Origin of the sequence: Serratia sp. CY76391, from assembly GCF_052166695.1 — a bacterium.
GTDB classification, from domain to species: Bacteria; Pseudomonadota; Gammaproteobacteria; order Enterobacterales; family Enterobacteriaceae; genus Serratia; species Serratia nematodiphila.
The window spans coordinates 57,170-68,691 of sequence record NZ_JBJNOJ010000010.1; the positions used below are offsets into that span (position 1 = coordinate 57,170).

Below are 11,522 nucleotides of genomic sequence, written 5' to 3' on the forward strand. Positions count from 1 at the left end.
GCAGAGGTCATCGGTAAGGATGTCTATGGATATCAGCGCGCCGAACGCGTTCGGCACACACAAAGGCGTTATGCTGACACATTCTCTGTTCGTGGCGCTGGCGACATTTTTACTCGCCTTGCTGAGCCTGTCGTTATCCAGTGAGGCTCATCTCTTCACGCCGCTGTGGTTCCCGACCGCCGCCGCGATCGCCGTGCTGTATCGCCATCCCCCGCGTCAGTGGGGTTTGCCGCTGCTGGCCAGCGGCACAGGCATCGTACTCGCCAGCTTCCTGCTGTTCGGCTTCAGCGCCATTCCGGTCAAGCTGGCCGCCATCAACCTGCTGGAAGCAGCAGTGTGCGCTCTGCTGCTGCGCCGCACGCTGCCGGCGATCGATCCGCTGAGCGATCTGGGCTGTTGGCTGCGCTTCGTGGTCTGCGCGGTGATCTTTACCCCGTTGTTCAGCGCGCTGCTGGCCGCCGGACTGACCCCCACGCCGGACCAGACGTTTTGGCAATCGTTCGGCACCTGGTTCATCTCTGAAGCGATAGGGGTGCTGTCGCTGGCGCCGCTCGGGCTCACCTATCACCGCCGTCTGTTGGCCGGGCTGAATCCGTATCCGCTGCTGTTGACCCTGATGGGCTCGCTGGCCTTCAGCTATCTGGCGCTGACGCATCTGCCCTTCCCCTTTACCTTCGTCATCCTGCCGCTGCTGTGGGCGGCCATCGCCCTGTCGCGCTTCGAAACCTTCACCGTCTGTTTCTGCACTCTCCTGCTGATCACCGTCCTGCTGTCGCTGGGCCTGCTGCGCCTTACGTCTTCCCGGCACACTTTCCTGGGCGAACTCGGCCTCTATCTGCCGATGTTGCTGATCCTGATCCCGGCGCACGCCATGGCGATGGTGATGCACACCTTCCGGGTGGAAAAGCAACATATCGTCGAGAGCGAAAGCCGCTTTCGCAGCGCGCTGGAGTATTCCGCCATCGGCATGGCGCTGGTGTCGCCGGAGGGCAAATGGCTGCAGGTCAATCAGGCGCTGTGCAAGCTGCTCGGCTATCCGCCCGAAAGACTTTATCGCCTGACCTTTCAAGAGATCACCCATCCGGACGATCTGAACGCCGACCTGACCCAACTGCACGAACTGCTCGACGACCATATCAGCAGCTACACCATGGAGAAGCGCTATATCCGCAGCGACGGCCAGACGGTCTGGGCGCTGCTGGCGGTCTCGCTGGTGCGCGACGGCGAAGGCCGGCCGTTGTACTTCATCTCTCAGGTGGAGGACATCAGCGACCTTAAGCGCAGCGAGGCGGAGAACAACCGGTTGGTGGAGCGCATCACGCTGGCCAACCAGGTGGGCGGCGTCGGCATCTGGGAATGGGTGATGAGCCAGGAAAGCTTCACCTGGGATCAGCGCATGTTCGAACTCTACGATCTCCCCCCCGACCAAACGCCGACGCTGGCGTTGTGGCGCACCCTGCTGGTGCCGGAAGATCGCGAGCGCACCGATCGCGAGCTGGCCGAGATCCTGGCGCAGCCGCGGCCATTCATCATGGAGTTTCGCATCACTACGCGCAGCGGCAAAGTGCGCCATATCCGCGGCCAGGGCAACGTGATCCTCGACGATCAGGGCCGGCCGCTGCGCCTGATCGGCACCAATATCGACATGACCGAGCTCAAGAGCCTCGCCGAGGCGCTGCACGAAGAGAAAGAGCGCCTGCACATCACCCTCGACGCCATCGGCGAAGGGGTGATCTCCACCGACAGCCACCTGCGCATCACCTTTATGAATCCGGTGGCGGAACAGATGTGCGGCTGGCCGCTCGACCTGGCGATCGGTATGCCCGTCGCCGGCGTGGTGCGCCTGACCAACGGCAAAGACGGCCCGGAAATCGAAAACCTCACGCAATACCCACGGCAATGGCCGGCGGATTATGCGCTGGTGCTGCACAGCCGCGACGGGCGTTATTTCGACGTACAGCAGTCGGTCTCACCGCTGAAAACCCTCGACGGGGAAACCATGGGCGCGGTGATGGTGCTGCAGGACGTCACCGCCTCGCGCGAACTGATGAAAAAACTCAGCTACAGCGCCTCGCACGATGCGCTGACCGGATTGCCGAACCGCACCCGTTTCGAGAAACAGCTGAAAGCGGCGATCGTCGCCGGCGGGGAACCGTCGCCGCCGCATTCGCTGGTGTTCCTCGATCTGGATCGGTTCAAGGCGGTGAACGACACCGCCGGCCATGCGGCGGGCGATGCCCTGCTGCGGGATATCGCCCAGCTGATGCGGCATCAGCTGCGCCATAGCGACTGCCTGGCCCGGCTGGGCGGCGACGAGTTCGGTCTGATCCTGTACGACTGCCGGCTGGAACAGGCCAAATCGCTGGTGCAGCAAGTGGTTAATCAAATCAGCCAGCACCCGTTCTACTGGGAAGGGAAGATTTACCGCGTCGGCGCCAGCGCCGGCATCACGCGCATCAGCGCCGACGCCAAAAGCAGCGAACTGCTGGCGCAGGCCGATATCGCCTGCTATACCGCCAAACACCAGGGGCGCGGCCAGGTTTATCTGTACGAAACGCGGCAGAAACAGCTGCTGGAGCGGCAGCACGAGGTGCTGAGCCAGCAGGAAGTGCAGACGATCATCAGCGAGGGGCAACTGCGGCTGCTGACTCACGCGGTCGCGCCGCCGGCGACGCCGCTGTCGGCCGCGTTTCACCAGGTGAAGCTGCAGGTGATGGCGCCGGACGAGCGCCCGCTGTCGCACGAGGCGTTCATCGCCGCCGCGCAGCTGTACGGCCTGATGCCGGACATCGACCGCTGGACGGCGGCGCAACTGCTGGTGAAATATGCCGACGACATCAAACGCAAAGGGCTGTCGCTCGCGCTGCCGCTGGCCATCGACAGCCTGCTGAGCGCCGACTTCCAGCGCTACCTGACGGAAACGGTGCGCGCTTCCTCGCTGCCGCCGCAGGCGCTGCTGTTCAGCGTCGATGAGGCCGCGATACTGGAGCACGCTGCGCAGTGTCGGGCATTGCTCCGCGAACTGCAGCAGCAGGGCTGCCGGCTGATAGTCAACGGCTTCGGACATAACATCAATGCGTTCGATGAGCTCAGCGACCAGAGGATCGACATCATTCGCATCGATGAGCGCTTTATCACCAACGTGCACTGCAACCAGATGGACGAGCTGATGGTCTCGATGCTCAACGGCGCGGCGCATCGCATTAAAGCGCAGACCTTCGCCGGGCCGGCTCACCAGCCGGTGACGCTGCAGGCGCTGCGCGACATCGGCGTCGATCTGGCGGACGGCGACCAGGTGGCGCTGGAGCAGCCGCTGGCGGTGTTGCTCAGCGACGGCTATTTCGGCATCCGTTAACCTTCTCCCCCCTCTCAGGCGCCGTCTCCCGGGCGGCGCCTCGCATCTCGTTCGTTACATGATATTAACCAAGACAAGATTAGTGATATAAATAACACCTGAAGCTTAAACGATTAAGTAAGATGAAGCGCCCATGCGATTATCAGCGTATCCGTTGATTTTCCTCGACATGTGATAGCTCAGGGATAAGGGACTATGGAAAAGAAATGGTTTTCCGCCAGGGAACTGATGGGTAAGGCGGGGTTGCCTTCAACTCCGCAAGGGGTCAATTTGATGGCCCGGCGTGAAGGCTGGGTCAGCCGCCGCCGCAGCGGCGTACAGGGCAAAGCGCTGGAATACCATATCGACAGTCTGCCGTTCGGCGCGCGCAGCCTGTCGGCGTTGCGCGAAACCGACCATCCGGATTACGACGTCAAACGCCAGGATCCGATACGGGTCTGGATCGAGTATTACTACCACCTGACGCCGGCCGAGCGGGAAAAGCTGCTGGCGTTCCTGATGCGCGAGGGCATGAGCCGCCTGCTGCAGCTGATCGACACCCCTCGCTAGCTCTGCGTTCAACTCTCCCCTTCCGGCGCCCAGCCGTCGTTGTGCCACAGATGCAGCGTGGCGTAAGAACGCCACGGGCGCCAACGTTCAGCGTAGCGTTCTATCTGGCGCGGCGTCATGCCGGGAAAACGCTGTTTGATCAGGTAATCACCGGCCAGGAACACATCCGGCCACGACCAGGCGCGCATCGCGATATAGCTGGCGGTCCAGCTGCCGATGCCCGGCAGCGCGGTCAGCGCCTTGATGCCCTGTTCAATATCCAGCACGTTGTCGAGCTGCAGCCGCCCTTCGCCCAGCGCGCGGGCGATCTCGATCAGCGCCGCCGCGCGCTTCACTTGCACCCCAAGCGGGCGCAGTTCTTCGGGCTGCAGCTGCGCCACCCGTTCTGCGGTGGGGAAGACATGGGTGATGCCCTCATGCGGCGTCGCCAGGGCTTCCCCCCAGCGTTCAGCCATCCGCCCGGCGAAGGTCGCCGCCATTTTTACGCTGACCAACTGGCCCAGCACCGCCCGCGCCGCCTGCTCGAAACTGTTCACACAGCCCGGCAGGCGCAGCCCCGGCGCATCGGTCGCCAGCGAGCCCAGCGCCTCATTGATGCGATCCGGCGCGGCATCCAGATCAAACAGCAGGCGCACCCGCCGCAACACCTCCGTCGTCACCAGACTGAGCGCAGGCGCGATCTCTACCCGAACCCGATTGCGCGCTTCTTCCGGCTGCACGCTGACCCAGCCGCGGTGTTCCGTGCCGCCCTGGCTGACGGCGATCGAGCGCAGGTAGCGGCGTCCGTCGACCCGCTCCACGCCCTGCACGGCGCGCGCCTGCAAGAAATTCAGCATGCGCTCCCAGTCATAGGGCGGCCGATAGCCCAGGTGAAACACCAGCCCACTGGCGGCGGCCCGTTCACCGCGCGCGCCGCCGCTGCGCAGCGCTGACGGTATCAGGCGGTAGCGCGCCTTGAACAGCTCGTTGAAACGCCGCAGGCTGCCGAATCCGGCGGCGAACGCCACCTCGCTGAGCGGCAGATCGGTATCCGCCAGCAGGCGTTTGGCCTGCAGCAGCCGGTGCGACTGCGCGTAATCGATCGGCGAGGCGCCAAACTGTTCGGCGAAGATGCGCCGCAGGTGACGATCGGAAATGCCCAGCCGCGCCGCCAGCGCTTCACAGCTGTGTTCAGACAGATACCCCTGTTCGATGAGCTGCACCGCCACCTGCGCATAGCGGTTGCCCAGATCGATCAGCGCCAGACCGGGCGCCAGCTCCGGTCGGCATTTGAGGCAGGGGCGAAATCCCGCCAACTCTGCCGCCGCCGCGCTCGGATAGAAGGTGCAGTTTTCCAGCTTCGGCGTGCGGGCGCTGCACACCGGCCGGCAATAGATACCGGTTGAAGAGACGCCGACGAAAAAACGGCCGTCGAATTTGCGGTCACGCGCGCGCAGCGCGTCGTACAACGCTTGCTGTTGAGTATTCATGGCAACGCTCGGGTTCGGTTTTTTCTGCATTATGGGACTCGGCTAGCGTGCTGACGTGCGGAATTCGGACATTAAGTTACGCACCTTCCCACCGTCCAGATTAGCGATTGTCTTTAATGATTATGCGTCTGAACAGCGTTCAGACACACCATTTTCAACGCCACCGACATAAAGCCCCGCTGCCCGACGACTTATTGCCCCTGGCGCGGTACCCCCAATGCCCGGCGCATCAGCCCATCGAAGGCGCGATCGGACAACAAGCGCCGCAGAAAAATCAGCGGTTTCGCGCCAAACCCCACGGCATAGCGCGTTTTCGGACGATGGGCGGCGACGGCTTTGGCGATCGTATCGGCAATCACGCTCGGCGGCGATTGCCGTTTCTTGCTGGCGTCGCTGACCATGGCGTGGGCGACAGCGTGAGCCTGAGCGGCGTACTCGCTCTGGCCGGAAACGCCGATCAGTTTTTCCGCGGCGATATCCGCCCATTCACTCTGGATGCCGCCGGGTTCGATCACCACGACATCGATGCCGAAAGGTTGCACCTCCATGCGCAAACAGTCACTGATGGCCTCCAAGGCGAATTTGGTGCCGTGATACCATCCGCCCAGCGGCGTATGTATTTTCCCGCCCATCGACGTAATATTGATGACGGTGCCGGAGCGCTGCGCTCGCATGTGCGGTAAAATCAGCTGCGCCAGCCGAACCGCACCGAACACATTCACATCAAATTGAGCGCGAGCCTCATCCGCAGAAACGTCTTCAATAGCGCCATAGGAGCCGTAACCGGCGTTATTGACCAACACATCGATACGCCCCGTTTCGGCGATGATGGTCTTTACCGCCTGCGCCATGGAAGCATCGTCGGTGACGTCCAACGGCAAAACGCGAATGCCGGCGGCAGCCAGAGCCTGCATGCGTTCAACCCGGCGGGCGGCCGCATAAACGGTGTGCCCGCGCTGCTTTAACGTGACGGCGGTGGCTTCGCCAATACCGGATGAGGCGCCGGTCACCAGGATCACTTTGGACTTCATACTGACTGCTCCTTATTAGGATAATTGCGTTGGCGACTGCCTGCGCAGTCTGTATGTTGTCCACTTTAAGCGACGGGCGCTGCCGCAACCATGTCGAACCGCGCCAATCAACTCGCAGAATGCGCCAACGTGAACAGCGCCTCTCGGCTAATTCAGCCGCATCGCCTGGCGAGCCGCTTCCGGCGTTTGCCCTGTCCATTCGTGAAAGGCGCGGAAGAAAGAGTTCGGTTCTTCAAAACCGAGCAAAAAGGCAATCTCTCCGCTGGTAAGGGTCGAATGCTTAAGATAGTGGCGCGCCAATTTTTCCCGGGTGCCGTTGCTCAGCGAACGAAAACTCTCGCCCTCATCTTCCAGACGCCGCTGCAGCGTCCGGCGGCTCATGCCCAATCTTGCCGCCACCGCGTCGATGCCGGCGGTATTGCTGGGAATCAACTCCAGCAGCACCGCACAAACGCGCTCTCCGGTGGTTGCCGTGGCGTCCAGTTCACTGAGGCGACGACGCAACTCGGGTTCGAAAACGCGCCACATGCCCTCATTCACTGTCAAAAAGGGACGCAAGGCATCTGCGGAGGAGAAAGTAATGCCCGGCCCTGCCCCAGGCGTTACCGCGCAGCCGAAGAAGGCTGCCAAGGGGCGTGAAAGGGCTGCAGGCGGCAGTTCAGGCAAGGTGATACGGCGCGCTTTTACCGGTTCGCGCGTGGCAAGCTGCGCCAGCCGAACATAAAATGCCAGCTCAGCCACCAGCAAAGACGCCGGTACCGCCTCCTCCGCCAACAGCCAGCGGGGTGAAATCGTCATTTCGCCTTCAGGGCCGATGGCGAGCTCCAGGCTCATCGGCGCCGTAAGTTGCTTGTATTTCGCTAACCGCTGGACAGCTTGCGCCAGATTGGCGCTGCACAGGGCGGCGAATATCGGAGGGTCAAACGATTCCGTTGACATCAGCGCCACGATTTTCAACGGAAACAACGGGTCGCCCGTTCCTTCCTCCATCGCGCGCCAGAAGCGGAAATATTCTTCCGTAGTGATCCCTTCAGCGGTGCGTGACAACAGATCTTCAGGCAATGCAGCCCGGCGTAAAACATCCGTCGGCTGGAGCCCCAGATCTTTCAGCAGGGTTCTCCAGCCGATATTCATGAGAAAGGTAGAGTTGCGCGTCATGAAATCCTCATCACAGAGTCATAGGGAAAGGCATTCCCCGCTCGGAATACCTGTTGAGTATAAAGAAATGGCGTGCGTCTTGATGGGCGAAGCACGCCATTTTCATAGCCGACTGTGCCATTGCTGCGGCTTGAGCGTTATCCGCACTGAGAAAGTTCGCGCACGCCGCCGCGCCCGCTAAATTTTTCGACACTCGCGCATTGGCGCATTGCCCGCCGGCCTCGTCTCGGGTAAAGTCGCCCCCCTTCATTGGCATGGGGACAAAAAAGAGATGTTTATTGGATTCGATTACGGGACAGCCAACTGTTCCGTTGCAGTGATGCGCGACCACGGCCCCGAGCTGTTGACGCTGGAAAACAACGCGCCCTATCTGCCTTCGATGCTGTGCGCGCCGACCCGTGAAGCGGTGAGCGAATGCCTGCACCGCCATTGGCAGATCCCGACCGGCAGCGAAGAAAACCAGCAGTTGCTGCGCCGCGCCATCAGTTACAACCGCGAAGAAGACATTCCGGTCAACGGCGACAGCGTGCTGTTCGGTCTGCAGGCGCTGGCGCACTACATGGAAGATCCGGAAGAGGTGTACTTCGTGCGCTCGCCGAAATCCTTCCTCGGCGCCAACGGCCTGAAGCCGCAGCAGATCGCGCTGTTCGAAGACCTGGTGTGCGCCATGATGTTCCACATCAAACGCCAGGCGGAAAAGGTGCTGCAGACCGGCATCGATCAAGCGGTGATCGGCCGGCCGATCAACTTCCAGGGCATCGGCGGCGACGAAGCCAACCGGCAGGCGCAGGGCATTTTGCAGCGCGCCGCCGAACGCGCCGGTTTCAAGGACATTGAATTCCAGTTCGAGCCGGTGGCGGCGGGGCTGGACTTCGAGGCGACGCTGAGCGAAGAGCAAACCGTGCTGGTGGTGGACATCGGCGGCGGCACCACCGACTGCTCGGTGCTGCTGATGGGGCCGCAGTGGCGCGACCGCGCCGATCGCCAGCAGAGCCTGCTGGGCCACAGCGGCTGCCGGGTCGGCGGTAACGATCTGGACATCATGCTGGCCTTCAAACAGCTGATGCCGCTGTTCGGCCTCGGTGGCGAAACCGCGAAGGGCATCGCCCTGCCGGCGCTGCCTTACTGGAACGCGGTGGCGACCAACGACGTGCCGGCGCAAAACGATTTCTACAGCGCCGCCAACGGCCGCGTGCTGCGCGATCTGATCCTCGACGCGGCGGAGCCGGAAAAGGTGAAACGCCTGCTGAAAGTGTACCAGCAGCGCCTGAGCTACCGACTGGTGCGGGCGGCCGAAGAGAGTAAGATAGCCCTGTCCGGCCAAACGGCCATCAGCGCGCCGCTCAATTTCGTGCAGGCCGATCTGGCGGAGAGCATCAGCCAGGATCAGCTCGCCGACGCCATCTCGCAGCCGTTGATGCGCATTCAGGAGCAGGTCAGCGCCGCGCTGGCCAGCAGCCAGACCGCGCCGCAGGTGATCTACCTGACCGGCGGCAGCGCGCGTTCGCCGCTGCTGCGCGCCGCGCTGCAACAGCAGCTGCCGGGCATTCCGATCGTCGGCGGCAACGACTTCGGCTCGGTCACCGCCGGGCTGGCGCGCTGGGCGCAAACGCTGTTCCGTTGACAGCCCAAGGGCGCGGCTCGCCGCGCCTTTGTTTATTGGAGGCCCTATCATGTCCACCTTGCTTACCCTCGACAGCGCCAGGCTGCGGCTGCGCCCCTGGCGTGACGACGATCTGCCGGCCTTCGCCGCGCTTAACGCCGATCCGCAGGTGATGCGCTATTTCCCGGCGCCGATGACGGCCGAGGAAAGCCGCGCGCAGGCCGAACGCATCCGCGCCTTCATGCAACAACACGGCTGGGGGCTGTGGGCGGTGGAAGTGAAAGACGGCGCGCCTTTTATCGGCTTTGTCGGGCTGGCGCGGCCGGGTGACGACCTGCCTTGCGCCCCCTGCGTGGAGATTGGCTGGCGGCTGGCGGCGGCTCACTGGGGCAACGGCTACGCCGCTGAGGCGGCGCGCGCCGCGCTGGCGTGCGCCTTCGACACGCTGCACCTGCCGGAAGTGGTGTCCTTCACCGCCGAAGATAACCAGCCGTCGCGCCGGGTGATGACGCGCATCGGTATGCGCTTCGACGGTGAAACCTTCCTGCACCCGCGCCTGCCGGCGGGCCATCCGCTGCAAAAGCACGTCTTGTACCGGCTTAACCGGCAAACGTGGCGCGAACGCCACGGCGATTAATACAGCGTATCCTTCAGCCGCTGCGGCAGCGCGCTATCGTACTCCTCACCGTCGAAGCGCGTTTGGCTCACCGCGGCCAAGATTTGGCCGGGGCTGGGCAGCGCCGAACGTTCGAGGCGGCGGCCCTCTTCCCACAACCCAGAACGCAAGATCGCCCGGCTGCACTGGAAGAACACCGCCTCCACCCGAATGCGCAGCACCGAACGCGGCAGCTGGTTGCGGTGGGCGAAGCGCTGCAACACCGCCGGCGCCACCACGATCTCCGCCCGCCCGTTAATCCGCAGCGTTTCGCCGATGCCGGGGATCAGCAACAGCAGCGCCACCCGGTTATCGTGCAGGATATTGCGCAGGCTATCGATGCGATTATTGCCGCGCCGGTCCGGCAACAGCAGGGTTTTCTCGTCTTCGATCTGGATAAAACCGGCCGGATCGCCGCGCGGGGAGACATCCATGCCGTCCGGCCCGACGGTCGAGAGGGCGGCAAACGGCGCCGCCTCGATAAACGGACGGTACGCCGGGTGGATATAGCTGACTTCTTTAAAAACCGAGGGCGCGGCAGGTTTGCCGTAAAGCTGTTCCAGCGCCGCGAGGTCGTTGATGATATCGCCAGACATTGCAGTTTCCTGAATAAGTCATATTGACCCCTTCAGCATAGAGCAAAATCGCCGGCGGCTCTTACTCAGCGCTGGCGTGGTTCAGCGTCTGAATGTCGTCCGCATCCAGCGTCAGGCGGGTGGCGCTGACCAACTCATCCAGCTGCGGCAACGAGGTGGCGCTGACGATCGGCGCGGTGATGCTCGGACGCGCAATCAGCCAGGCCAGCGAGACCTGCGCCGGAGAGCTGCCGTGTTTGCCCGCCACCTGATCCAGCGCTGCCAGAATGCGGAAACCGCGCGGGTTCAGGTAGCGTTCGACGATGCGATCGCCGCGCTGGCTTTTGCCCTCGTCCGCTTTGCTGCGGTATTTGCCGGTCAGGAAGCCGCTGGCCAGCGCGAAGAAATTGATCACCCCGAGCCCGTGGCGCTGCGCCACGCCTTCCAGCTCGGCTTCATACCCTTCGCGCGCATAAAGATTGTATTCCGGCTGCAGGGTTTCGTAGCGCGCCAATCCGTTGTTCTCGCTCACCCGCAGCGCTTCTTCCAGGCGATCCGCCTGATAGTTGGAGGCGCCGATCGCCCGCACCTTGCCGGCCTTGATCAGCGCATCGAACGCCGCCAGCGTCTCTTCCAGCGGCGTATCGCGGTCATCGTCGTGCGACTGGTAGAGATCGATATAATCGGTTTGCAGGCGCCGCAGCGAATCCTCCACCGCCTGCTGAATATAGCGCGGCGACAGCCCCTGTTTGCCTTCGCCCATCGGTTTGCCCACCTTGGTGGCGATGATCACCTGGTCGCGCTTGCCGCTCTTCTTCAGCCATTCGCCGATGACGGTTTCCGATTCGCCGCCCCGGTTGCCCGGCGCCCAGCTGGAATAAACGTCGGCGGTATCGATAAAGTTGAGCTGATTGTCCACCAGCGCATCCAGCAGATTGAACGAGGTCGCTTGATCCGCCGTCCAGCCGAACACGTTGCCGCCAAAGGTCAACGCCGGCACCTGAATGCCCGAACGGCCCAGTTGTTTCTTGCTCATCACAAAGGCTCCATGGGTTAAATGATTTGCCTGTTAATTATTAGCGCCAAATGCAGGAAATCGTTAAAACGTATTGGCTATAAGCCGGAAT

General features: G+C 62.7%; 9 protein-coding genes. 4 read left to right on the forward strand and 5 right to left on the reverse strand.

Annotated elements, in window-relative coordinates; all coding sequences use genetic code 11:
* Positions 1–25: 25 nt before the first annotated feature.
* Complete coding sequence (locus tag ACJ8PN_RS18695; protein ID WP_171454532.1) at positions 26–3,355, forward strand: diguanylate cyclase; 3,330 nt, start codon at positions 26–28, stop codon at positions 3,353–3,355.
* A 195-nt stretch (positions 3,356–3,550) separates the two neighbouring features.
* The gene (locus ACJ8PN_RS18700) at positions 3,551–3,904 is read left to right on the forward strand and encodes a DNA-binding protein (protein ID WP_004941591.1); all 354 of its coding nucleotides are present in this window, start codon (positions 3,551–3,553) and stop codon (positions 3,902–3,904) included.
* Positions 3,905–3,912: 8 nt separating this feature from the next.
* Here the strand turns inward: ACJ8PN_RS18700 and alkA are convergent, their stop codons facing one another.
* From alkA to ACJ8PN_RS18715, 3 genes are all read right to left on the reverse strand, one after another.
* Positions 3,913–5,403, reverse strand: a complete 1,491-nt coding sequence (gene alkA, locus ACJ8PN_RS18705) for a DNA-3-methyladenine glycosylase 2 (RefSeq protein ID WP_171454533.1) — start codon at positions 5,401–5,403, stop codon at positions 3,913–3,915.
* Between the two features lie 161 nt (positions 5,404–5,564).
* The gene (locus tag ACJ8PN_RS18710; RefSeq protein WP_171454534.1) at positions 5,565–6,404 is read right to left on the reverse strand and encodes an oxidoreductase; all 840 of its coding nucleotides are present in this window, start codon (positions 6,402–6,404) and stop codon (positions 5,565–5,567) included.
* A gap of 147 nt (positions 6,405–6,551) precedes the next feature.
* Positions 6,552–7,562: an AraC family transcriptional regulator gene (locus ACJ8PN_RS18715; protein ID WP_033644051.1), complete on the reverse strand. Its 1,011-nt coding sequence runs from the start codon at positions 7,560–7,562 to the stop codon at positions 6,552–6,554.
* Between the two features lie 271 nt (positions 7,563–7,833).
* Between ACJ8PN_RS18715 and yegD the strand changes: the two genes are divergently transcribed.
* Positions 7,834–9,186 (forward strand): molecular chaperone, encoded by a 1,353-nt coding sequence (gene yegD / locus ACJ8PN_RS18720; RefSeq protein ID WP_085337330.1) that lies wholly within the window; start codon positions 7,834–7,836, stop codon positions 9,184–9,186.
* Between the two features lie 49 nt (positions 9,187–9,235).
* On the forward strand, positions 9,236–9,802 hold the full coding sequence (locus ACJ8PN_RS18725) for a GNAT family N-acetyltransferase (RefSeq protein WP_171454536.1): 567 nt from the start codon (positions 9,236–9,238) through the stop codon (positions 9,800–9,802).
* Here the strand turns inward: ACJ8PN_RS18725 and ACJ8PN_RS18730 are convergent.
* Both ACJ8PN_RS18730 and ACJ8PN_RS18735 read right to left on the reverse strand, forming a co-directional pair.
* Complete coding sequence (locus ACJ8PN_RS18730) at positions 9,799–10,416, reverse strand: pyridoxamine 5'-phosphate oxidase family protein (RefSeq protein WP_004941582.1); 618 nt, start codon at positions 10,414–10,416, stop codon at positions 9,799–9,801. The two genes, ACJ8PN_RS18725 and ACJ8PN_RS18730, sit on opposite strands and share 4 nt — an antisense overlap.
* A gap of 61 nt (positions 10,417–10,477) precedes the next feature.
* Positions 10,478–11,431: an aldo/keto reductase gene (locus tag ACJ8PN_RS18735; RefSeq protein ID WP_085337329.1), complete on the reverse strand. Its 954-nt coding sequence runs from the start codon at positions 11,429–11,431 to the stop codon at positions 10,478–10,480.
* Between the last annotated feature and the right edge of the window lie 91 nt (positions 11,432–11,522).